General features: G+C 63.5%; 19 protein-coding genes and 1 pseudogene. 9 read left to right on the forward strand and 11 right to left on the reverse strand.

The genetic code is table 11. From position 1 onward, the window contains the following. Positions 1-137: 137 nt before the first annotated feature. Genes V1279_RS20510 through V1279_RS20525 form a run of 4 tightly spaced genes read right to left on the reverse strand, consistent with a single transcriptional unit; the run spans position 138 to position 5,257 of the window. On the reverse strand, positions 138-1,754 hold the full coding sequence (locus V1279_RS20510; RefSeq protein ID WP_334439377.1) for an ABC transporter ATP-binding protein: 1,617 nt from the start codon (positions 1,752-1,754) through the stop codon (positions 138-140). 1 nt (position 1,755) lies between these two features. Then, positions 1,756-2,679: an ABC transporter permease gene (locus V1279_RS20515; protein WP_334439380.1), complete on the reverse strand. Its 924-nt coding sequence runs from the start codon at positions 2,677-2,679 to the stop codon at positions 1,756-1,758. Continuing rightward, positions 2,679-3,620, reverse strand: coding sequence for an ABC transporter permease (locus V1279_RS20520; protein WP_334439383.1), 942 nt, complete (start codon positions 3,618-3,620; stop codon positions 2,679-2,681). The genes V1279_RS20515 and V1279_RS20520 overlap by 1 nt, the downstream gene beginning before the upstream one ends. A gap of 53 nt (positions 3,621-3,673) precedes the next feature. Next, positions 3,674-5,257, reverse strand: coding sequence for an ABC transporter substrate-binding protein (locus V1279_RS20525; protein WP_334439386.1), 1,584 nt, complete (start codon positions 5,255-5,257; stop codon positions 3,674-3,676). 404 nt (positions 5,258-5,661) lie between these two features. Here V1279_RS20525 and V1279_RS20530 point away from each other — a divergent pair, with 404 nt between their 5' ends. The 7 genes and pseudogenes from V1279_RS20530 (at position 5,662) to V1279_RS20560 (ending at position 14,058) form a co-directional block, all read left to right on the forward strand. Continuing rightward, on the forward strand, positions 5,662-6,792 hold the full coding sequence (locus V1279_RS20530) for a M20/M25/M40 family metallo-hydrolase (RefSeq protein WP_334439388.1): 1,131 nt from the start codon (positions 5,662-5,664) through the stop codon (positions 6,790-6,792). 208 nt (positions 6,793-7,000) lie between these two features. Further along, entirely contained in the window at positions 7,001-8,533 is a 1,533-nt protein-coding gene (locus V1279_RS20535) for a M81 family metallopeptidase (RefSeq protein WP_334439391.1), read from the forward strand. Between the two features lie 5 nt (positions 8,534-8,538). Further along, positions 8,539-9,711, forward strand: a complete 1,173-nt coding sequence (locus tag V1279_RS20540; protein ID WP_334439393.1) for a M20 aminoacylase family protein — start codon at positions 8,539-8,541, stop codon at positions 9,709-9,711. Continuing rightward, a complete protein-coding gene (locus V1279_RS20545) occupies positions 9,704-11,125 on the forward strand; it encodes an amidase (RefSeq protein ID WP_334439395.1) in 1,422 nt (473 codons plus the stop codon). Before V1279_RS20540 ends, V1279_RS20545 begins: the two co-directional genes overlap by 8 nt. A gap of 97 nt (positions 11,126-11,222) precedes the next feature. Further along, positions 11,223-12,113: a crotonase/enoyl-CoA hydratase family protein gene (locus tag V1279_RS20550; protein ID WP_334439397.1), complete on the forward strand. Its 891-nt coding sequence runs from the start codon at positions 11,223-11,225 to the stop codon at positions 12,111-12,113. Further along, entirely contained in the window at positions 12,110-12,811 is a 702-nt protein-coding gene (locus V1279_RS20555) for an esterase/lipase family protein (RefSeq protein ID WP_334439400.1), read from the forward strand. The genes V1279_RS20550 and V1279_RS20555 overlap by 4 nt, the downstream gene beginning before the upstream one ends. Positions 12,812-12,886: 75 nt before the next feature. Then, a pseudogene (locus V1279_RS20560) lies at positions 12,887-14,058 on the forward strand (IS110 family transposase). A 586-nt stretch (positions 14,059-14,644) separates the two neighbouring features. Here the strand turns inward: V1279_RS20560 and V1279_RS20565 are convergent. From V1279_RS20565 to V1279_RS20575, 3 genes are all read right to left on the reverse strand, one after another. Then, positions 14,645-15,619, reverse strand: a complete 975-nt coding sequence (locus tag V1279_RS20565) for an NADPH:quinone oxidoreductase family protein (RefSeq protein WP_334439405.1) — start codon at positions 15,617-15,619, stop codon at positions 14,645-14,647. After that, complete coding sequence (locus V1279_RS20570; RefSeq protein ID WP_334439407.1) at positions 15,619-16,227, reverse strand: 2-hydroxychromene-2-carboxylate isomerase; 609 nt, start codon at positions 16,225-16,227, stop codon at positions 15,619-15,621. The genes V1279_RS20565 and V1279_RS20570 overlap by 1 nt, the downstream gene beginning before the upstream one ends. Positions 16,228-16,364: 137 nt before the next feature. Beyond that, a complete protein-coding gene (locus V1279_RS20575; protein ID WP_334439409.1) occupies positions 16,365-17,066 on the reverse strand; it encodes a glutathione S-transferase N-terminal domain-containing protein in 702 nt (233 codons plus the stop codon). A 115-nt stretch (positions 17,067-17,181) separates the two neighbouring features. On the opposite strand from V1279_RS20575, the gene V1279_RS20580 reads away from it, so the two are divergent. Further along, on the forward strand, positions 17,182-18,204 hold the full coding sequence (locus V1279_RS20580; RefSeq protein ID WP_334439412.1) for a methionine synthase: 1,023 nt from the start codon (positions 17,182-17,184) through the stop codon (positions 18,202-18,204). A gap of 146 nt (positions 18,205-18,350) precedes the next feature. On the opposite strand, the gene V1279_RS20585 is transcribed toward V1279_RS20580, so the two are convergent. The 4 genes from V1279_RS20585 to V1279_RS20600 all read right to left on the reverse strand — a co-directional run bounded on the left by V1279_RS20585 (position 18,351) and on the right by V1279_RS20600 (position 20,806). Next, on the reverse strand, positions 18,351-18,968 hold the full coding sequence (locus V1279_RS20585; protein ID WP_334439414.1) for a hypothetical protein: 618 nt from the start codon (positions 18,966-18,968) through the stop codon (positions 18,351-18,353). A 71-nt stretch (positions 18,969-19,039) separates the two neighbouring features. Next, positions 19,040-19,549 (reverse strand): xanthine phosphoribosyltransferase, encoded by a 510-nt coding sequence (gene gpt, locus V1279_RS20590; protein WP_334439417.1) that lies wholly within the window; start codon positions 19,547-19,549, stop codon positions 19,040-19,042. Between the two features lie 22 nt (positions 19,550-19,571). Continuing rightward, a complete protein-coding gene (locus V1279_RS20595) occupies positions 19,572-20,054 on the reverse strand; it encodes a GNAT family N-acetyltransferase (RefSeq protein WP_334439420.1) in 483 nt (160 codons plus the stop codon). Between the two features lie 14 nt (positions 20,055-20,068). Continuing rightward, positions 20,069-20,806, reverse strand: a complete 738-nt coding sequence (locus V1279_RS20600) for a competence/damage-inducible protein A (RefSeq protein ID WP_334439423.1) — start codon at positions 20,804-20,806, stop codon at positions 20,069-20,071. 219 nt (positions 20,807-21,025) lie between these two features. Between V1279_RS20600 and V1279_RS20605 the strand changes: the two genes are divergently transcribed. Next, the gene (locus V1279_RS20605; RefSeq protein WP_334439424.1) at positions 21,026-22,444 is read left to right on the forward strand and encodes a circularly permuted type 2 ATP-grasp protein; all 1,419 of its coding nucleotides are present in this window, start codon (positions 21,026-21,028) and stop codon (positions 22,442-22,444) included. Positions 22,445-22,457 lie beyond the last annotated feature (13 nt).

The raw sequence follows: 22,457 nt of genomic DNA on the forward strand, positions 1-22,457 counted from the left end.
CCAGCCGCCGCTTCTGAGCGACGGGCCGGAACTGGTGCGCGACACCCATTGCTGACTTCACCGTCATTACGAGCCAACGGACGCGCATTCGCGCGATCCGTTGGCTCAATGACGAAGGGTAGATTTGCGCGACGCCATCAGGCGCTAGCGGCAAATTCCTGATGCCGGCCGGGTGCGGCGTCAAACAATGCCTTGGTGTATTCGTGCTGGGGTGCCGCAAAAACGTCTGCCGTGGCGCCCTGCTCGACAATCACCCCGCGCTGCATGACCGCGATCCGGTCACAGACTTGGGCTGCCACCCTCAAATCATGGGTGATGAACAGCACCGCCAGATCGAACTTGCGGCGCACTTCGTCCAAAAGCTTCAGCACCTGATCCTGCACGGAGACGTCGAGCGCCGAAACCGGCTCGTCGCCGATCAGCAATTCAGGCTCCATCGCCAGCGCCCGCGCAATACAGATCCGCTGCCGCTGGCCGCCGGAGAACTGATGCGGGAAACGATCGATCGCAGCCGGCGGCAGATGCACCACGGCCATCAGGTCGCGTGCGCGCTGCAGCGCCTCCTTGCGGCTGAGGCCAAAATTCATCGGCCCCTCGATGATCGCCTCGCCGACCGTGCGGCGCGGATTGAGCGATCGATACGGGTCCTGGAAGATGAACTGAATGCGCCGGCGCATCGGGCGGAATTTCGCCTCCCGCATCGCCGCGATATCGACGCCGTCGATCTTGATGCCGCCGGCTGACGTATCGACCAGCCGCGCGACGCAGCGCGCCACCGTCGACTTGCCGGAACCGGACTCGCCGACAATGCCCAGCGTTTCGCCGCGCCGGATCGTCAGCGAGACGTCCTTGACCGCGGCAACCACGCGCGCCTTCGGCTGGAACAGCGAGCGCTTGCCATAGGTCTTGAAAAGATTCTCGGTCTGCAGAACCACCGGTCCGATCACCGGCGACCGCTTCGGCGGCGTCATGCTCGGGACCGCGGCCAGCAGCATCCTGGTATAGTCCTCGCGCGGATTCCGCAGCACCTCCTCGCAGGGGCCCTGCTCCACGATCCGGCCCATCTGCATCACCACGACACGGTCGGCGATCTCGGAGACGACGCCGAAATCATGGGTGATGAACAGCACGCCGGTTTTCTTGCGGCCCTGCATTTCCCGAACGAGCTTGAGGATCTGTGCCTGCGTGGTGACGTCGAGTGCGGTGGTCGGCTCGTCGGCAATCAGCAGCGCGGGATCGAGCACCAGCGCCGCCGCGATCATGATGCGCTGGCGCTGGCCGCCGGAGAGCTGGTGCGGATAGGCGTCGATCATCTGTTCTGGATCAGGCAGATGCACCGCGCGCATGATCTCGAGCACGCGCGCACGCTGCTCCTTCTGGTCGAGGCCGGTATGGATCTCCAGCACTTCGCGGATCTGATCGCCGACCCGCTCGACTGGATTGAGCGCCGTCATCGGTTCCTGGAACACCATGGCCATGCGGGTACCGCGGACAGCGCGCAACTCGGCGTCGGATTTGGTGAGCAGTTGATCGCCCTGCAGTCGGATCGAGCCGCTCTCGACCTGCATCGCGCCTTTCGGCAGCAGGCCCATGACGGCCTGCGCCGTCACCGATTTGCCGGAGCCGGATTCGCCGACCACGCAGACGATTTCGTCGGCACCGACGGTCAGGTTGATGCCCTGCACGGCATGCGTCCGGTCGCCTCCGTTGATGGCGACGGAAAGATTCGAGACTTCGAGGACGGTGTTGCTCACATTACACCCGCTTCACCATCTTGGGATCGAGCGTATCGCGCAAGCCGTCGCCGAGAACGTTGACGGCAAGGATCGTCAGCGCAAGGCACACGCCGGGATAGATGATGTTGTGCGGATACAGGCTGAAGACCTGCCGGCCCTCGGCCATGATGTTGCCCCAGGTCGGCACCTCGGGCGGCACGCCGATGCCGAGGAACGACAGGATGGCCTCGATGAGAATGGCCGAGGCACAGATGAAGGTGCCCTGCACGATCATGGGCGCGATCGTGTTCGGCAGCACATGCCGCCACAACAATTTCGGAACCGAAGTGCCGAGCGTGACCGCGGCCTCGACATAGGGCTCCTCGCGCACGCTGAGCACGATCGAGCGCACCAGCCGCACGACACCGGGAATTTGGGGAACCGTGATGGCGATGATGACGGTCAGCACGCTGGAGCGGAACAGCGACACCATGGCAATCGCCAGCAGGATCGCCGGAATGGCCATCAACCCATCCATGATCCGCATGATCACGGCATCCAGAATGCGGAAGAAGCCGGCCAATAGCCCGATGAACAGGCCGGCGGCGACGCTGATCAGTGCGACCGAAACGCCGACCAGCAGCGAGACGCGCGCGCCGTAGACGACGCGGCTGTAGACGTCGCGCCCAAGCCCGTCGGTGCCTAAGGCGGCAATCATGCGAATGCGCTCGCCGGTATCGGTCCGCATCGAAAATTCCGCGCCGGGAACCTTGTTGCGCGCCACCGGGTTGATCCCCGTCGGGTCGATGGTGCCGAGCCACGGCGCGAGCAGTCCCATCAGCAGGACAATCGCGATGATCGTGGCGCCGAACATCACGCCCGGGTTACGCAGCAATTTGCGATACGCAGCCGGCTTGCCCGGGCTGGCCGGCAGTACGGGTTCGAGGATCGTCGCGTCCACCATCAGTAGCGAATCCTGGGATCGAGCACGGTATAGATCATATCAACTGCCAGGTTGATCATGACGTAAACGAATGAAAACAGCAGGATGACGGCCTGGATCGTCGGATAGTCACGCGCCAGCACGGCGTCGACCGTCAGCCGGCCAAGGCCCGGAATCGTGAACACGCTTTCGGTCACGACAACGCCGCCGATCAGGAGCGCCACACCGAGGCCGATCACCGTAACGATCGGCACCGCCGCATTGCGCAGCGCATGGCGGAACAGCACATTTCGCTCGGACTGTCCCTTGGCGCGCGCGGTGCGGATGTAATCTTCCGAGAGCACCTCAAGCACGCTGGTGCGGGTCATGCGCGCAATCAGCGCGATATAAATCACCGACAAGGTCACCGACGGCAGGATCAGCCGTTGCACCCAGCCACCAATCCCCTCCGAGATTCGCTGATAGCCCTGCACCGGCAGCCAGTTCAAATAGACCGCGAACAGGTAGATCAGGAGGTAGCCGATCACGAACACGGGCACGGAAAAGCCGAGCACCGAAAAGCCCATCACGATGCGGTCAATCCACGAACCGTGCCGGTGCGCCGCTAGTACGCCGAGCGGAACAGCGACAAACACCGCAATCAGGATCGTGAACAAGGCGAGCGACAGGGTCGGCTCGATCCGCTCGCCGATCAGCGAGGCCACCGTCTTCCTGAAGAAGAAACTCTCGCCGAAATTACCGGTCAGCACCCGGCCCGACCAGATCACGAACTGCTCGATCATCGGCCGGTCGAGGCCGAGCTGGCTGCGGATCTGCGCCACCTGTTCGGTGGTGGCATTGTCGCCGGCGATGATCGCCGCCGGATCGGAGGGGGTCAGGCGCAGCATCAGGAAGATGAAGACCGCAACCACCAGCATCACAGGGATCGTGCCGAGCAGTCGCCGGAAGAAGTAGCCATACATAGGTCGATCCCCGAAACGAAGCGGGCGGCGGGAAGCCGCCCGCTTCCTTCACATCACTTCGTGACTTCGATGTTCCAATGCACCGGGACCGGCGCCATCAAGAGCCCCTTGACGTTCTTGCGAATGGCAATGGGCTGTACGTACTCGCCGACCGGGATCATGGCCGTGATCTCGATATTGCGCTTCTGGACCGCTTCCGCGATCTCTTTCTGCTTGGCCAGATCGGATGAGCGCGCGAATTCGTCGCGCAGCTTCTCCATCTCTGCATCGCAGGGCCATCCGAACGAAGCCTTTTCGCACCCCGAATTCACATAGGCGGCAGAGACCGGGTTCATCACGTCGGCCGTGACCCAGGCCGTAAGGAAGGCATTCCAGCCACCGGCGCTCGGTGGATCCTTCTTGGCGCGGCGCGCAACAAGAGTCTGCCAGTCCATCGACTGCATGTCGACCTTGAAGCCTGCTTTTTCCATCAGTGATTTCGCCACCGGCGCGAGGTTGGTCAGAACTTTCAGGTCGGTGGAGTGCATCAGCAGCACGGGCGTCCCGTCATAGCCCGCTTCCTTCAAGAGTTCCTGCGCCTTCTTGGCGTTCGAGGTGAGAATTGCATCCGTTCCCTTGGTCGTCCCGAACGGGGTGTCGCAGATGAACAGCGCCTTGCACGCCTTGATGTAGTTTTCGTCACCGATAGTCGCCATCAGGAAGTCTTCCTGATTGAAGGCGTACCACAGCGCCTGGCGAACCTTCGGGTTGTCGAACGGCTTGTGCAGGTGGTTCGGACGGAAGACGTACTGCGCCTTGATTTGCGGCACCTCGACGATTGAGATGTTGGTATCCTTCTTCAAGGTGCCCAGGAGATCGTGGCTGGGCTGCTCGATGTAGTCGATCTCGCCCTTTTGCAGCGCGTTGACCGCTTGCTGCGCGTCGGAAATGGCGCGCCATTCGACGCGATCCACCTTCGCGACCTTGCCGCCCGCGAGACCCGAGGCAGGCTCGGCGCGCGGCTTGTACTTGTCGAACTTGACGTAAACGGTCTTGTCGCCGGGCTTCCATTCATCCTTGACGAAGACGAAGGGGCCGGAACCAGTAAAATCCTCGATCTGCTTGTTGGGATCGGTGTCGGCGACGCGCTTGGGCATCATGAACGGCACGTTGGATGACGGCTTCGACAGACCTAGCAGCACGAGGCCGGTCGGTTCCTTGAGCTTGATGGTGAAAGTCTTGGCATCGACCGCATCGATCGAAGCAACGAAGGTCATCATCTTCTGACCGAGCGAGTCCTTGACCGCCCAGCGTTTGATGGAGGCAATGCAGTCTTCCGACGTCACCGGCTTGCCGTCGTGCCACAACAGGCCTTCGCGCAACGTGAAAGTGTAGGTCTTCTTGTCGGCCGACGTGTCGTACTTCTCGACCATCTGCGGCTTGACCTCGCCCTTTTCATCCTGCGCGAGCAGCGTGTCGTAGATCATGTAACCGTGGTTGCGGACGATGTAGGCCGTGGTCCAGATCGGATCCAGGATCTTCAGATCCGAGTGCATGACGGCACGCAGCGTGGTCTGCGCAAGCGCAGGCGCTGCCGCAACAACCATCAGGCTGCCGACGCAAGTTGCAGCAAGAATTGCTTTTCTGAACGCGTTCATTCCTTCACCTCCATTGTCGTCTCCACGCCCGAACGCCTATTGTTCGGGCCCCTGCCCGGTTTCTCACCGGACTATAGGGTCGATATTCAGCTTCACAACACCCTTTTGACCCGACGACACTGGTGACGCCGCGCTCAGACAGAAATCAGGACAGCCCTCCGGACAGATCCTTTCGCGGCCGGCTTACGCCCGCCGCCGGATGGATTGCAGTCCCGGTTCAGCTCCGCCAACACGCCTCCTCGAAAATCTACAATCAAGAATGATGCCAGAAATACCGTTGCCCTGACCTCGCGCCCGGAAAGTCCGAACGCGCCATGTTTTCCCTTTACAAATTCGCCGCCGATCCTTCTCGTAACGGGTCCACGCCGAACCCAAACATTCCGGCCCAACCGGGAGGACCCATCATGAATCCTGCCAACCTCCCCTTCGATTCCCAGACCATGCTGCAGGGTTTGCGGGCCTGGGTCGAATGCGAAAGCCCCACCTGGGATGCGCGCGCGGTCGATCGTATGCTCGATGTTGCGGCGCGCGAAATGGCCATCATGGGTGCGACCATCGAACGCATCGCCGGACGGCAGGGTTTTGCCGGCTGCGTCCGCGCGCGCTTCCCTCACCCGAAGCAGGGCGAGCCTGGAATCCTGATCGCGGGCCATCTCGATACCGTCCATCCCGTCGGCACGCTGGAAAAGCTGGCGTGGCGGCGCGAAGGCAACAAATGCTACGGTCCGGGCATCTTCGACATGAAGGGTGGCAACTACCTCACTCTCGAAGCGATCCGGCAACTGGCCCGCGCCGCGTTCACGACGCCGCTGCCGATCACCGTGCTGTTCACGCCGGACGAAGAGGTCGGCACGCCATCGACCCGCGACATCATCGAGGCCGAAGCCGCCCGCAACAAATATGTGCTGGTGCCGGAGCCTGGCCGCACCAACAACGGCGTGGTCACCGGGCGATATGCCATTGCCCGCTTCAATCTCGAAGCCATCGGCAAGCCGAGCCATGCCGGCGCCACACTCTCCGCCGGCCGTTCCGCGATCCGCGAGATGGCACGCCAGATTATCACTATCGACGGCATGACGACTGAAGATTGTACTTTCTCGGTCGGCGTCGTGCATGGCGGCCAATGGGTCAATTGCGTTGCCACCACCTGCACCGGCGAGGCGCTCAGCATGGCCAAACGACAGGCCGACCTCGATCGCGGTGTCGAACGGATGCTCGCGCTTTCCGGAAGCAGCAATGATGTCACGTTCAAGGTCACCCGTGGTGTGACCCGGCCGGTGTGGGAACCCGATGCCGGCACGATGGCGCTTTACGAACACGCGCGCAGCGTGGCCAGGCAAATGGGCGTCGAGCTCCCGCATGGCAGCGCCGGTGGCGGCTCCGACGGCAATTTTACGGGTGCGATGGGCATCCCCACCCTTGATGGCTTGGGTGTTCGTGGCGCCGACGCTCATACGCTCAACGAACATATCGAGGTCGACAGCCTCGCCGAGCGGGGCCGTTTGATGGCGGGCTTGCTGGCGACGCTAACGTGATCTGCGCGCCGCAAGACGCAGCATGGATTGCTTCCGCCTTCGCTCATTGAGCTACGGCGGACGAGTCGCTTCCTTGCGCAAACGCTTCGCGTTTGTCGCAGGCAATGACGGTGGGGCGGCATGCAAAACGGAATTGCTTCACAGCTTGCGCTTGCCACGATGTCACGCTTAACGTCCTCCCAACGAAAAGCATTGGCCGAGACACTGAATGACCCGCATCGCCGTTGGCGCCTTTCTGCACGAGACCAACACCTTCGCGCCGACCAAGGCGACCTACGACGATTTCGTCCATGGCGGCGGCTGGCCGTCGATGGCGCATGGCGCCGATGTCCTCAAGGTCATGCGCGACATCAATGTCGGCCTCGCCGGCTTCGTCGAGGCGGCTGAAGCCAATGGCTGGGAGCTGGTCCCGACGATCTCGGCTGCCGCCAGCCCATCGGCGCATGTCACCAGGGATGCCTTCGAACGCGTCATGAGGGAGATGATCGACGGCATCGCTGCAGCCGGACCGATCGATGCCGTCTATCTCGATCTGCATGGCGCCATGGTGACCGAACATTACGACGATGGCGAAGGCGAAACCCTTGCCCGCCTGCGCCAGGTGATCGGCAAGGACCTGCCGCTGGTCGCAAGCCTCGACCTCCATGCCAACGTCTCGCCCGAGATGATGGAGCATGCGGATGCCCTCATTGCCTACCGCACCTACCCTCACATCGACATGGCCGACACCGGCCGCGCCTGTGCAAGACACCTCGCGCTGATGCTGAAGACGAAGGAGCGCTTTGCAAAGGCGTTCCGGCAATTACCGTTCCTGATCCCGATCTCCTGGCAATGCACCGACGACCAGCCGACCAAGGGCATTTATCAGAAGCTAGCGGCGCTCGAGAGCGACGCGGTGCCGACACTGTCCTTTGCGCCGGGCTTTCCGGCCGCGGATTTCCGGGATTGCGGGCCGAGCGTGTTCGCTTATGGCCTGACGCAGGCCGACGCCGACGCTGCTGCCGACAAACTGGCGGCGCTCGTCGAGAGCCACGAGGACGATTTCGACGGCCGCATCTATTCACCCGACGATGGCGTTCGCCTTGCGATGGAGCTCGCGAAATCGGCGACGAGGCCGATCGTCATTGCCGACACCCAGGACAATCCCGGCGCCGGCGGCGATTCCGATACCACGGGAATGCTGCGCGCGCTGGTGCGCAACAAGGCGTCCGGCGCCACCGGCGTGATCAACGATCCGGAGTCGGCCAGGGCCGCGCACGCGGCAGGCCTCGGCGCCACGGTTACGCTGGATATCGGCGGCAAGTCCGGCATTCCAGGCGACGCGCCCTACAGGGAAACCTTTGTCGTCGAGAAACTGTCCGATGGCAAATTCGTAGCGACCGGCCCCTATTACCGCGGACGCGACATGGATATGGGGCCGTCCGCCTGCCTGCGCATCGGTGATATCAGAGTGGTCGTCGGCTCCTACAAGGCGCAGCTCGCGGACCAGTCGATGTACCGCTATGTCGGCATCGAGCCGACCGAACAGAAAATCCTGGTCAACAAGAGCTCGGTGCATTTCCGCGCCGATTTCGAGCCGATCGCCGAAAAACTGCTGATCTGCGCCGCGCCCGGCGCGATGCCGGCCGATACGGCGGCGCTGCCCTGGACGCGGCTGCGTCCGGGCATCCGCATCAAGCCGAACGGCGCCGCCTTCACCCCGCCCGCCCAGTTACGCTCAACAGCTTCAGTCACGGGATAACAGACATGCCCACCATCGACCGCATCGACGGCTATGCCGAGGAACTCACCGCCATCAGGCGCGATCTGCATGCCCATCCCGAGATCGGCTTCGAGGAAGTGCGTACCTCCGGCATCGTCGCGGAGAAGCTGAAGGGATGGGGCATCGAGGTGCATCGCGGCCTCGGCGGCACCGGCGTGATCGGCGTGCTCAAGGGCAAGGGCAATGGCGGCAAGCGCATCGGCCTGCGTGCCGACATGGACGCGCTGCCGATGGAAGAGAACACCAACCTGAAATGGCGCTCGACGATCCCCGGCCGCTTCCACGGCTGCGGCCATGACGGCCACACCACCATGCTGCTCGGCACCGCGCGCTATCTGGCCGAGACCAAAAATTTCGACGGCACCGTGCATTTCATCTTCCAGCCCGCCGAGGAAGGCCTCGGCGGCGCCCGCGCCATGATCAAGGACGGCCTGTTCCAGAAATTTCCCTGCGACGAGGTTTACGGCCTGCACAACGCGCCGGACCTGAACCACGGCGAAATCGCGATCCTCCCCGGACCTGCGATGGCCGGCGCAGATTTCTTCGACATCAACATCCAGGGCTACGGCGCGCATGGCGCGATGCCGGAGCGGTCCAAGGATGCGGTCGTGATTGCAACCACGCTGGCGCAGGCGCTGCAAACGATCGTCAGCCGCAACGTCGATCCCTTGAAGGCGGCGGTGCTGTCGATCACCCAGATTCATTCCGGCTCCGCCTATAATGTAATCCCCGGCGACGCCAAGCTGTGCGGCACGGTGCGCGCGTTCGACGATGGCGTGCGCGCGCTGATCCGTGAACGCATGCGCGCGATCAGCGCCGGCATTGCCGCGACCTTCCAGTGCGAAATATCCGTCGATATCCGCGATGGTTTCAGCGTGTTGGTCAACGAGGAGGAACAGTGCAGGGTGGTCGAGGCCGTGGCGAAGACCGTGGTCGATCCGGCCAAGGTGTTCACGCGGGCAACGCCGAAGATGGGCAGCGAGGATTTCGCCGACATGATGCAGGTCGTGCCCGGCGCCTACTTCTGGATCGGCCATGACGGCTCGGTGCCGGTGCACAATCCCGGCTACGTCCTCGACGACAAGATCCTGCCGATCGGCGCCAGCATGTTCGCCCGCATCATCGAAACCCGTCTCCCGGTAGGTCCGCATGCATAAACCAAGCGCCGAAGAAGAGATCACCTCGCTGCATGACCTTTCCGCCGTCGACCTGATCGCCGGCTATCGCGCCAAGCAGTTCTCGCCATCGGAAGTGCTGGAGGAAGTGATTGAGCATGTCGCGGTGTGGGAGCCACACATCAGGGCGCTCTATTTGTTCGATCCCGACGGCGCGCGCGCTGCCGCGAAGGCTTCGACCGATCGCTGGCAAAGGGACGAGCCCGCAGGCGCGCTCGACGGCGTGCCTGTTACCATCAAGGACAATATCGCGACCAAGGGCCAGCCGATCCCGCTCGGCGCCGCCAGTGTCAGGCTGGTACCGGCAGAGAAGGATGCGCCGCCCGCCGCGCGGTTGCGCGAATCCGGCGCGATCATCTTCTCCAAGACCACGATGCCTGATTACGGCATGCTGTCGTCGGGCCTCTCCAGTTTCCATCCCCTCACCCGCAATCCCTGGGACCTGGCCAAGAATCCCGGTGGCTCCTCCGCCGGCGCCGGCGCGGCGGGCGCCGCCGGCTACGGCCCGCTGCATCTCGGCACCGACATCGGCGGCTCGGTGCGGCTGCCGGCCTCGTGGTGCGGGCTGGTCGCGCTGAAGCCGAGTTTTGGGCGCGTTCCGGTCGATCCGCCCTATGTCGGCCGCGTCGCCGGACCGATGACCCGCACCGTCGACGACGCGGCGCTGATGATGTGCGTGTTGGCGAAGCCGGATCGCCGCGACGGCATGAGCCTGCCGGCGGACAGCAGCATTCACTGGAAGACACTCGATAAGTCGCCGCGCAAGCTGCGCATCGGCCTGATGCTCGATCCCGGCACCGGCCAGGCGCTGGAAAGCGAAGTGCGAAGCGTTGCCATCAACGCCGCCAAGGCGTTTGAGTCCGCAGGCGCCGCGATTACGGAAGTCGGCGGTATCCTGACGCGCGAGATGCTCGACGGGCTGGACAATTTCTGGCGCGCGCGGATGTGGGACGATCTGTCAAAACTATCGCCCGAGGAGCGCGCCAAGACACTGCCCTACATCCATAGATGGGCAGAAGCGGGCGCGAAACTTTCCGGCGTCGATGTCATCAGGGGATTCAACGCGACGATGGCGATCCGCGCCGCTGCCGCAAAGCTGTTCCACGACCTCGACTACGTAATTTCGCCGGTGTCGCCGGTGGTGAACTTCCCCGCCGAATTCGCCGCCCCGATCAACGATCCGGACAAGCCGTTCGAGCACATCGCCTATACCGTGCCGTGGAACATGTCTGAAAATCCCGCGATCTCGATCAATGGCGGCTATGACGAAAAGGGTTTCCCGATCGGCGTGCAGATCATCGGCCGCCGCTTCGACGATCTCGGCGTGCTCGGCATGGCCAAGGCGTTCGAAGGCCTGCGCGGCCCGCAGCGGCCGTGGCCGTCGCCGCCGAAGTAGTAGATTCTGGATAGCTCCGTCATGGCCGGGCTTGTCCCGGGCATGACGATGTGTGTTGAGCAGTCGAACAAGAAAACAAAGGAAGGAAACCCACGCGATGGCGTATGAGACCATCAAGTACGAGGTCGACGATCAAATTCTCACCATCACGCTGAACCGGCCCGACAAGCTCAACGCCTTCAACGGCGCCATGCAGCAGGAGCTGATCGACGCCTTCGACGCCGCCGACAAGGACGACAATGTCCGCGCCATCATCGTGACAGGCGCGGGCCGTGGCTTCTGCGCCGGCGCAGACCTTTCCTCCGGCGCCAACACCTTCGACCGCGACGCGCGGCGCGGGCCAGTGAAGCGGCTTGCCAGCGGCGCCGTTGACTACAGCGATCCGATGGTGCGCGACGGCGGCGGCCAGGTGACGCTGCGGATCTTCAAGTGCCTAAAACCCGTGATCGCCGCGGTGAACGGGCCGGCGGTCGGCATCGGCGTCACCATGCAGCTTGCGATGGACATCCGCATTGCCAGCGAAGCGGCACGCTTCGGCTTCGTATTTTCCCAGCGCGGCATCGTGCCCGAAGCCGCTTCGAGCTGGTTCCTGCCGCGTATCGTCGGCATCTCACAGGCGCTGGAGTGGTGCTACTCGGGCCGCGTCTTCCCGGCGCAGGAGGCGCTCGCCGGCCGCCTCGTCAGCAAGGTGGTGCCGCCGGACGATTTGCTGCCGACCGCACGCGCGCTCGCCAGGGAATTCGCCGCCAAGACCGCGCCGGTGTCGGTGGCGCTGATCCGGCAGATGATGTGGCGCATGATGGGCGCCGACGATCCAATGGAAGCCCACAAGGTCGACAGCCGCGGCATCTACACCCGCGGGCGAAGCGACGACGTCAAGGAAGGCGTGGTGTCGTTTTTGGAAAAGCGCCCGGCGCAGTTCAAGAACAAGGTATCGAGTGATATGCCGGATTATTTCCCGTGGTGGACGGAGCGGGAGTATAAGTGAGCGGCCGGCCCGCATCGGCCAACGCGACGCAAGACGGCGTCGTCCTGCTGCATGGTATCAGCAGGACGGCGCGATCGTTTCGAAGGATGCAGGCGGCGCTGGAAGACTGTGGCTTCGCGACGCTCAATCTGGACTATGCGAGCCGCCGGAAGGCGCTGGAAGCGCTGGCGGAGGACATTCATCCCTCCATCCAGCGTTTTGCGGATGGCATCGATGGTTCTGTCCATTTCGTCTGCCATTCCATGGGCGGCTTGCTGGCGCGGGTCTACACTGCCAGATATCGGCCAACACGCCTCGGCCGCGTCGTGATGCTCGGCACCCCGAACAGCGGCAGCGAAATCGCCGACCGGCTCAGGCATTTCAGGCCTTACCGCGCTTTTTTCGGACCAGCCGGACAGCAACTCGGCACGCAGCGGAATGAAGCGGTCAACGCGCTGTTTCCGCCGGTCGATTATCCGGTCGGCATCATCGCCGGAAACCGGTCGATCTATCCGATCACATCGGCACTTTTGCCGAAGCCGTATGACGGACGGGTGTCGGTTGCGAACACCAAACTCGATGGGATGGCGGATCATGTGGTGATCGCGGCGTCGCATCCGTGGCTGGTGCGGAATTCAGTTGCGATCGCGCAGACGATTGCGTTCGTGCGGGATGGGAGATTTAACTCCTCCGCCGTCATCACCCGCGAAGGCGGGTGATCCAGATGCTATGGGGGGAGCGGCGGCGAGGGTGTGGATACCCTCGAGCGCCGTGATCACGCAATGGAGCACCCCATGTCGCAATCGTTTGACGCCAGCAGGTCCCTCACCGCCTTCGAACAGGATAGCACGTTGGTCGCAGTGATCGAGATGAGCCAGTCGAAGTGGCTTGTTGCGGCTGTGATCCCGGGGGGCGAGCGCCAGCCCCTGAAGAAGCTTGGTGCAAATGCGGACGCTCTGCTGAAGCTGTTGCAGCGCTGGCAGGATGAAGCGCGCAAGGCCGGGCGGACGGTCAGGCGGATCGTCTGCGCCTATGAGGCCGGACGGGACGGATTCTGGCTGGCGCGCTGGCTGCAGGCGCGCGCCATCGAGGCCTACGTCATCCATGCTGCGAGTATTGCGGTGTCCCGCGAGCACCGGCGCGCCAAGACCGATCGGATCGACACGGAACTGCTGATGCGATCGTTTCTCGGCTGGCTGCGTGGCGAGAAGCGCCATTGCAGCATGGTCGCGATCCCGACCATGGCAGAAGAAGATGCGCGGCGGCCGAGCCGCGAACGGGAGAGCCTCGTGGGCGAGCAGACACGGATCGTCAACCGGATCAAGGCTGTCCTCGCCCTGTTCGGCATCGGCGGGTTCAATCCGAGGCTGCGCAAGGCGGCGCAGAAGCTGGAGACACTGCACACCGCGGAAGGAACACCGCTGCCGCAGAATGCCGACGCGGAGCTGCGCCACGATCTGGAGCGGCTGCGCCTGGTGCACGACCAGGTCCACATCATCGAAAGTGAACGGTTGCGCCGGCTCGCGCTCGCGCCGGCCGCAACGACAAGGCCTCACGCGATGGTGCGTCTGATCGCAAGGGTTTTTGGCGTCGGCATCGAGACTGCCGACATGCTGGTGAATGAGGCGTTGGCGCGCAATCTGCGTGATCGCAGAGCCGTGGCGCGCTATGCCGGACTAACCGGCGCGCCGGACGAAAGCGGCAAGCGCCGGCGCGAGAAGGGACTGGCCCGCGCCGGCAACGGTCGGGTCCGCCGCGGCATGATCCAACTGGCCTGGCGCTTTCTGATCTTCCAGAAGGATAGCCGGCTCGTCCGCTGGTTCCGCGAGCGCACCGCGGATGGCCGCAGCGCCACGCGCAAACCATGATCGTGGCGCTGGCGCGCAAGCTGCTCATCGCGCTGTGGCGGCTGGCAACCACCGGCGAGATAACTGAGGGGCTCAGGCTGCGCCCGGCCGGCACTTGACCATGCAGCTTCCGCAACTCCAACACGATTGACGGTTCAGCAGCCGGCAGTCTGCCGACGACATCCGAGGTGGCGGTGATCCGCCGGAATACATGGCCTTTGCGCCGCGACCCAGAATGGACCCGCCGCCCCGGAGCTTCGCCCCCCGATGCGCATGCATGCATCATGGTTCTGGTCCCGATCGATCAACCGAATACAAGTCTGCGACGCGGTATCGCGTCCACGGTGGGCTCGCCTCGGAAGTCGTCCCTATGCCGCTAACGCCAAACCTCGTCCCGCCCTCAAGCCTGCCGCCGGGCTCACGACCGTCAAGGGCTGCGTCGCTCCGCGATGGCCTGCGGCCACCCTTGACCGTCGTTCCGCCCAGGCGGCTAGTCGTCTCGGGGTCGGGACGAGGAGATGTCGGTCTTCGTCGAACAAGGAGACGACAGCAATGATCTGACAACGATCACTCTTGATCACCCCCATACAAGTATTCCAGAGACATCTGTGCTTGAACCGAAAGGCCGCGGCGTACTGGATGCCCCGCCAGAGCCTGTCATCGGGCGGCCATTCGGCCGACCCGTTGGCGGGGCATGACAAGAAACTACCCCATCGTCAGCGCCACCCGACCGATTGCCTTGCGCTCGATCAGCAGCCGCATCGCCTTCGCGTAATCTTCCAGCGGCAGGCGGTGCGAGACGTTGGGGCGGATTTTTCCGGCTTCCGCCCATTCCGTGAGCGCCTTGATCCTGACCTCGCCGAGCGCGGGATTTCGCCGCACCGCTTCGCCGGCGCGCACCCCGAGCACGCTCGCGCCCTTGATCATCAGGAGGTTGGTCTTGGCGAGCCCGATGCCGCCGGTGAAGCCGATGACCAGCAGCCTTGCGCCCCAGTTGATGCAGCGCATTGAGTTCTCGAACACCTCGCCGCCGACGGGATCGAACACCACGTCCGCGCCCTGCCCGCCGGTGATGCGCTTCACGGCGTCGCGGAACGGTTCGCGATCGTAGCGGATGAGATGATCGGCGCCCCTCGCCTTCGCAATTGCCAGCTTCTCATCGCTCGAGGCGGTGGCGATCACGGTCGCGCCCAGCATCTTCCCGATCTCGACGGCGGCGAGCCCGACACCCCCGCCCGCGCCATGCACCAGAAGAACCTCGCCGGGTTCAAGCCAGCCGCGGTCGATCAACGCGTGATAGGCCGTGCCGTGGCCGGCCAGAAACGTCGCGCCCTCGGCATAGTCGAACGTCGACGGCAGTTTTACGAGCTGCGAGGGCGAGGCGACGGCTTCATCGCAATAGGCACCGTGGCGCATCCTGACGATCACGCGGTCACCAACAGCGACGCCCTCGGCCGCGTTGACCTCGACGACATCGCCGGCGGCTTCGACACCCGGCGTAAACGGCAATGGCGGCTTGAGCTGATACTCGCCCGCTGCCATCAAAATATCGGGGAAATTGATTCCGGCGGCGCGGATGGCGATGCGCACCTGCCCGGCGGCCAGGGGTGCTGCGTCAAACGTTTCCAGGCGCAGGCTTTCGGGCGGCCCAAGCTCGCGGCAGACGACGGCTTTCGGCATCAGGCGGCGCGCTCCTTGTGGCGCTCCAGCGCCTCGCGGATCAGCGGCATCCGGTCGTTGCCGAAATACATGTCGGTCTTGTCGATAAAGATGGTCGGCGAACCAAAACCGCCGCGCGCCATCACCTCATCCGTGTTGGCCTTGAGCTGGTCCTTGACCGCCTGCTGGCTGATGCCCTCGAAGAATTTGACATGGTCGACGCCGGCCTTCTTGCAGATCTCCGTCAGCACCGAATCCTGCGAGATGTCCTTGTCGCCACCCCAATAGGCCTCGAACACCGCGGTGGCGAACGGCACCATCTCCTGGCCTAGCCAGATGCAGCCGCGCATCGCTTTCACGCTGTTCACCGGAAACACCGTCGGCGGCATCTTGATGGCGAGTCCAGCGGAGCGCGCCCAGTCGGCGAGATCCTTCTTCATGTAGCGCGCCTTCAACGGCACCGGCGTCTCGCGCTGCGCGTAAACGCTCGGATTGACGGTATTGAAGATGCCGCCGACCAGGATCGGCCGCCAATTGATCTCAACGCCGAGCTCTTTGGCGAGCGGCTGGATGTTGTGAAAGGCGAGATAGGTCCAGGGACTGGAGCAGTCGAAGAAGAATTCGAGCATGGGGTTTCCTTTGGGTTTGCTCTTGGCTCATCCTCGTCATTCCGGGATGCGCCGCAAGGCGCAGGCCCGGAATCCATGTTTCCGCGCGGCATGGATTCCGGGCTCGCCGCTTCGCGGCGCCCCGGAATGACAGCTAGTTATCTTTTCTCCGCCAGCTCCTTCGCACGCGCGCCGAACATATTCCGCCGCGCTTCCTCGTCGAACGGCTCCTTCACGAACTTGCCGATCGCCAACCCTGCCTGCACCTGCGGCCGCGCGCGGACTTCGGCGTACCAGCGCTTGACGTTCGGATAATCGTGGAGCGTAAAGCCCTGCGCCTTGTGGGTCATGGTCCAGGGAAAGCAGGCGATGTCGGCAATCGAATAATCGCCAGCGACATAGGCGCCGGTCTTGCCAAGCTGCGTATCGAGCACGCGGTAGAGCCTCGCCGCCTCGTCACGGTAGCGCTCGATTGCGTACGGGATTTTTTCCGCCGCATAGAGCGCGAAATGGCCGTGCTGGCCGAGCATGGGCCCCAGCCCACTCATCTGCCACATCAGCCATTCCATGACGCGGGAGCGGGCCCGCGTTTCCTTCGGCAGAAAACGCCCGGTCTTGTCGGCGAGGTAGATCAGGATCGCCCCGGTCTCAAACACCGGGATCGGCTCGCCGCCATCGCCAGGTGCGCGGTCGACGATGGCCGGAATGCGGCTATTCGGGCTGATCGCCAAAAATTCCGGCCTGAACTGCTCGCCGGCCCGGATGTTGACCGGAATGACCTGATACGGAAGCCCGAGTTCCTCCAGCATGATCGAAATTTTCCAGCCGTTGGGCGTCGGCGCGTAATGCAGGTCGATCATGGCTCCCCTTGCTGCCGATGTGGGATATTCCCCGCAGCGGCGACTTTGTTGTTCTGTACCTCGATCATAAGACATGGCAGACAGGCGCTCAATCACGACCGAACGGGAGGCTCCCATGCTGTTTCCAACCACGATCGCAGGCTCGCTGCCGAAGCCGGAATGGCTGGCCGAGCCGAACACGCTCTGGGCCCCCTGGAAATCGAAAGGCGACGAGCTCGCCCGCGCCAAGCGCGACGCCACCATGCTGGCGGTGAAGCTGCAGGAGGATGCCGGCGTCGACATCGTCACCGAGGGCGAACAGGCCCGCCAGCATTTCGTCCATGGTTTTCTGGAGAAGGTCGAGGGCATCGATTTCGCCCACAAGGTCGAGATGGGCATCCGGAAAGACCGCTACAAGGCGATGGTGCCGCAAGTGATCGCGCCGCTGACGCTGAAGGGCCGCGTCCATGCCGATGAAGCCCGCGTCGCCCGCACCCACACCACCCGCAAGCTGAAATTCACCCTGCCCGGCCCGATGACCATCGCCGACACCGTCGCCGACAAATATTACGGCGACAAGGTCAAGATGGCGTTCGCCTTTGCGGAACTGCTCAACAACGAGGCCAAGGCGCTGCAGGCCGACGGCGTCGATGTGATCCAGTTCGACGAACCTGCCTTCAACGTCTTCATGGACGAGGTCTCCGACTGGGGCATCAAGGCGCTGGAGCGCGCCGCCGAAGGCCTGACCTGCACCACCGCCGTCCACATCTGCTACGGCTACGGCATCAAGGCCAATACCGACTGGAAGCAGACGCTGGGCAGCGAGTGGCGGCAATACGAGGATATTTTCCCGGCGATCGCCAAAAGCCCGATCCAGCAGGTCGCGATCGAGTGCCGCAATTCAAAGGTGCCGCTGGATCTGCTGGCGCTGCTCCCGGGCAAGGTCGTCCAGGCCGGCGTGATCGATGTTGCCAGCGATTCGGTGGAGACCGCCGAGGATGTCGTGAAGGTGATCGAGGCAGTGTCGAAATTCGTGCCGCTTAGCAACATCGTCGCGACCACCAATTGCGGCATGGCGCCGATGCGGCGGGATATCGCGGAGGCGAAGCTGGCGGCGCTGGGTGCGGGGGCGAAGCTGGCAAGGCAGAAGTTGGGTTGATGTTTCCGTCCCCTCTCCCGCTTGCGGGGGAGGGTTAGGGTGGGGGCTCTCTCCACGGGCGCGAATCGCGGAGAGAGCCCCCACTCCAGCTCTCCCCCGCAAGCGGGAGAGAGAGCAGACCGCGCAAGCGGCGCCACCTTCGCTAGCTAGCTACACGCGCTTGGATGCAGCACTGGGCGATATCCGGCATTCAACGCGCGCAGCGTTGACGGCGGCGTCAAGAGTTGAGAGTTGGCGATGGTGCACTCTGCTTCGCTGTAACCAGCCATCGACCATTGCAGCGCCCTGCCCTGCACGATCAGAAAACTCTCCTCGCGCGCCTGCACCATCGCGCCATCGGGCAATTGCTCCACCTGCATCGGCAGCGGATGCAGTCGCTTCCTGCCGCGGTCCAGCCGCTCACCATGCAGCACCTTGTCAATCTCGCGCGCGCGAACGCCCCTCACGCCATTGCCCTCCTCCCACGCCGCGCGGAAACGATTGGCGTCGTCGCGGCGGCAGAAAAAGCACGGGCGATGGCCAGCCGCGAATGCGGTGGCCTCGTCGAGAAAGAACAGCTCGGTCCAGCTCCGCCCGCCCATCACCTTGCGCCGCCAGCCCCTGAACTCACAGACGCAAGTGATCCACGCCGGGCTCGACCAGCGCTTCCTGAGCAGCGTCTTCGTCGCGGGATCGTGGATGATGCCGCGGTTGCCCGTGAACAGGCCGCGATGCGGGGTGGCGATGATGTCGCCGGTGGGTGTGACGCGGTTTTGAAGGGGCATTTTCGGCTACCGTCATTCCGGGGCGATGCGCAGCATCGAACCCGGAATGACGAACACATCAACCCGCCCCGTCACGGACGGATCGGCGGCTGGAACGACAGCGCAGTATCCCAGGGAAAGTGGATCCAGGTATCCTGCGACACTTCGGTAATGAACGTGTCAACCAGCGGCTTGCCCTGCGGCTTGGCATAGACGGCTGCAAAATGCGCGTCCGGCATCATCGAGCGCACCAGCCGCCCGGTCTTGCCGGTGTCGACGAGATCGTCGACGATCAACAGCCCCTTGCCGGTGCCGCCGCCGAGTCTTGCCACTTCGGCCGAAACGCCCTTAAGAGCCTGCAGGTCGCCCTGCCTGGTGTGGTCGTAGCTGGCAATGCAGACGGTATCGATGATGCGAATGCCGAGTTCGCGCGCCACGATGGCCGCCGGCACCAGCCCACCGCGGGTAATCGCGATGATGGCATGAAACGGCCCGACCTCGTTGAGCCGCCAGGTCAGCGCCCGGCAATCCCGGTGAAACTGGTCCCAGGAGACCGGAAAGGCCTTCTCCGGCGGCGGGGTGGCTTTTTCGCGCTCCGTCACGAACGCGCTCCAGAGCAAGCGGTCACTTTTGTTCTCCTGACAATAGTATCTTTGCTATCTCGCTTGTTCCTGTCCATCCCATCCGTTCGTAGAGCGGCTTTCCCATGCGTGTCGCGTGAAGTATGCAAAAGGACACACCGCGCTTCCGGAGTTCGGCCTCTCCCAATTCCATCAGCATGCTTCCCAGTCCCCGCCGCCGGTGCGAAGGCTCGGTGAAGACGTTGAGGACATAGCCGCGCTTGTCCTCCAGCGGATGCGACGGATGTGGCGGCCAATTGATAACCATCAATCCGATGCCAGCAACCGACGCGCCCGCGTCCTCTACGATATAGCCGAAGTAGCTTCCATCCTTCAGACGCGGTTCGGCCCAAACCCTGAAAGCCGCCGTCATGGCCTTCAGGACGTCCTCGGTTCTGCCCGGCGCATTCGATTCGCGAAACATTGCCTCGCGATGTCGGCAGACCAGATCCAGATCCCGCGGTGTGATGGGCCTCGTTGTCGCCATCGTCGAGACAGCCTCTACCGTACTGTGTTGAGCCCCGCCAGCATCTCCTTCACCGCAGTCATCGCGGCGGTGAGCTTTTCCGGATCGCGCGAGCGGACGACGAGGTTGGTGTTCGGCTTCTTGTCATCGTCCATGAACGGATAGCTGCCGATGATGGTGTCGGGATGGGCGATAGCGATCTCGCGCAGCGGCCCGCCGATGTCCCCTTCCCGCGCATTGGCGCGGACCGAGTCCGACAGCATCCGCACGCCCGACTTCAGCTTGGGCGCGACGATGTCCATCATCGCCTGCATGATCGAGGGGATGCCGGCCATCACGATGACATTGCCGAGCTTGAAGCCGGGCGCCAGGATGGTCGCGCTCTGGATCAGTTCGGCGCCGTCGGGGACGCGTGCCATGCGCAGCCGCGCCTCGTTCAGATCCTGCTCGCTCCAGCGCTCGCGGAAGCGCGCCACCACCTCGGGGTGATGGTCGATGCCGACACCAAATGCCTTGGCGACGCTGTCGGCGGTAATGTCGTCATGGGTCGGCCCGATGCCGCCGGTGGTAAAGACGTAGGTATAGCGATTCCGCAGTGCATTAAGAGCATCGACAATGTCGGCCTCGTCGTCGGCGACGACGCGGACCTCCTTGAGGTCGATTCCAATATTGGTCAGGTACTCGGCGATGAAGCCGATGTTCTTGTCCTTGGTCCGGCCGGACAGGATCTCGTCGCCAATGACCAGAATACCCGCCGTGACGATCTCGCTCATGACTTCTCCCCACCTGTCCCGTACCTTGCGCAAGCAACGCATTGAAGTCACGGGGGTTTGCTGCCGAAATAAGCACCCGGCAGCCTTTTTTTAGGGCAGCGCGGCAAGCTACCCACACGAAATGCCGCAAGCCAATGCATATCGCGCTGGCCCGAGCCTTGCTACCATCCCGTGAAGTCATGCACTGTGCCGCATGGCTTCGAGAGATAGTCAGGATTTATGGCCGTTGCCTTCGACGAAATGAACGGGCCCGGCGGCGATCTCCGCCAGGCCTATCGGGAGCTCTCCCGCTGGCTGAAGGAGACGCCTCCGGATGCCCTGGAATATCGCCGGCAGGAGGCGGAACTGCTGTTCCGCCGGATCGGCATCACCTTCGCCGTTTATGGCGACGCCGAAGCCCAGGAGCGGCTGATACCCTTCGACGTGATCCCGCGGATCATATCGGCGAAGGAATGGACGGTGCTGGAAAAGGGCCTGAAGCAGCGGGTCCGCGCGCTCAACATGTTCCTGCGCGACATCTATCACGGCCGCGACATCCTGCGCGCCAACATCATTCCCGACGACCTGATCTTCCAGAACCCGGTGTTCCGCCCGGAAATGAACGGCCAGAGCGTGCCGCACGATGTCTACGTCCACATCGCCGGGATCGACATCGTCCGGGTCGACGCCGACAATTTCATCGTGCTGGAGGACAATGCGCGGACGCCGTCCGGCGTCTCCTACATGCTGGAAAACCGCGAAATCATGATGCGGCTGTTTCCGGACCTGTTCGCCCGCCACCGCGTCGCGCCGGTGGAACGATATCCCGACGAATTGCTGTCGGCGTTGCGCTCGGTGGCGCCGCTCTCCGCCTCGGCGGAGCCGACGGTCGCGCTGATGACGCCCGGCGTCTACAATTCCGCCTATTACGAACACTCGTTTTTGGCCGACAAGCTCGGAATCGAGCTGGTCGAGGGCCGCGACCTCATCGTCAAGAACGATGAGGTGTTCATGCGCACCACCGAGGGCCTCAAGCGCGTCGACGTGATCTACCGCCGCGTCGACGACGATTTCCTCGACCCCCTCACCTTCCGCCCGGATTCGGCGCTTGGCGTGCCCGGGCTGATGTCCGCCTATGCCGCCGGCAACATCACGCTGGCGAACGCGGTCGGCACCGGGATTGCCGACGACAAGGCGATCTACTCCTACATGCCTGAGGTCGTGAAATTCTATCTCGGCGAAGAGCCGATCCTGAAGAACGTGCCGACCTGGCGCTGCCGCGAGCCGAAGGACCTGGCCTACGTGCTCGACAATCTGAGCGACCTGGTCGTGAAGGAAGTCCACGGCTCTGGCGGCTACGGCATGCTGATCGGCCCCGCCGCGACCAAAGCGACGATCGAGGCGTTCCGCGACAAGCTCAAGCGCGAGCCCGAAGGCTTCATCGCCCAGCCGACGCTGGCACTCTCGACCTGCCCGACCTGCACCGCCTCCGGCCTGGCGCCGCGCCATGTCGATCTCAGGCCGTTCGTGCTGACGGGCAGCAAGCACGTCACCATCGTGCCCGGTGGGTTGACGCGGGTGGCGCTGAAGGAAGGCTCGCTGGTGGTCAATTCGAGCCAGGGCGGCGGCACCAAGGACACCTGGATACTGGACGAATAGAGAGCGAAATTTC

Source organism: Bradyrhizobium sp. AZCC 1610 (assembly GCF_036924515.1).
Classification (GTDB): domain Bacteria; phylum Pseudomonadota; class Alphaproteobacteria; order Rhizobiales; family Xanthobacteraceae; genus Bradyrhizobium.

What these genes read in the sequence shown, in the direction of transcription:
- V1279_RS20525 (WP_334439386.1), bottom strand. Translation starts at nt 5,257, where the DNA reads ATGAACGCGTTCAGAAAAGCAATTCTTGCTGCAACTTGCGTCGGCAGC.
- V1279_RS20545 (WP_334439395.1), top strand. Translation starts at nt 9,704, where the DNA reads ATGCATAAACCAAGCGCCGAAGAAGAGATCACCTCGCTGCATGACCTT.
- V1279_RS20580 (WP_334439412.1), top strand. Translation starts at nt 17,182, where the DNA reads ATGCTGTTTCCAACCACGATCGCAGGCTCGCTGCCGAAGCCGGAATGG.
- V1279_RS20530 (WP_334439388.1), top strand. Translation starts at nt 5,662, where the DNA reads ATGAATCCTGCCAACCTCCCCTTCGATTCCCAGACCATGCTGCAGGGT.
- V1279_RS20535 (WP_334439391.1), top strand. Translation starts at nt 7,001, where the DNA reads ATGACCCGCATCGCCGTTGGCGCCTTTCTGCACGAGACCAACACCTTC.
- V1279_RS20540 (WP_334439393.1), top strand. Translation starts at nt 8,539, where the DNA reads ATGCCCACCATCGACCGCATCGACGGCTATGCCGAGGAACTCACCGCC.
- V1279_RS20595 (WP_334439420.1), bottom strand. Translation starts at nt 20,054, where the DNA reads ATGGCGACAACGAGGCCCATCACACCGCGGGATCTGGATCTGGTCTGC.
- V1279_RS20585 (WP_334439414.1), bottom strand. Translation starts at nt 18,968, where the DNA reads ATGCCCCTTCAAAACCGCGTCACACCCACCGGCGACATCATCGCCACC.
- V1279_RS20575 (WP_334439409.1), bottom strand. Translation starts at nt 17,066, where the DNA reads ATGATCGACCTGCATTACGCGCCGACGCCCAACGGCTGGAAAATTTCG.
- V1279_RS20570 (WP_334439407.1), bottom strand. Translation starts at nt 16,227, where the DNA reads ATGCTCGAATTCTTCTTCGACTGCTCCAGTCCCTGGACCTATCTCGCC.
- V1279_RS20565 (WP_334439405.1), bottom strand. Translation starts at nt 15,619, where the DNA reads ATGCCGAAAGCCGTCGTCTGCCGCGAGCTTGGGCCGCCCGAAAGCCTG.
- V1279_RS20550 (WP_334439397.1), top strand. Translation starts at nt 11,223, where the DNA reads ATGGCGTATGAGACCATCAAGTACGAGGTCGACGATCAAATTCTCACC.
- V1279_RS20605 (WP_334439424.1), top strand. Translation starts at nt 21,026, where the DNA reads ATGGCCGTTGCCTTCGACGAAATGAACGGGCCCGGCGGCGATCTCCGC.
- V1279_RS20515 (WP_334439380.1), bottom strand. Translation starts at nt 2,679, where the DNA reads ATGGTGGACGCGACGATCCTCGAACCCGTACTGCCGGCCAGCCCGGGC.
- V1279_RS20600 (WP_334439423.1), bottom strand. Translation starts at nt 20,806, where the DNA reads ATGAGCGAGATCGTCACGGCGGGTATTCTGGTCATTGGCGACGAGATC.
- V1279_RS20520 (WP_334439383.1), bottom strand. Translation starts at nt 3,620, where the DNA reads ATGTATGGCTACTTCTTCCGGCGACTGCTCGGCACGATCCCTGTGATG.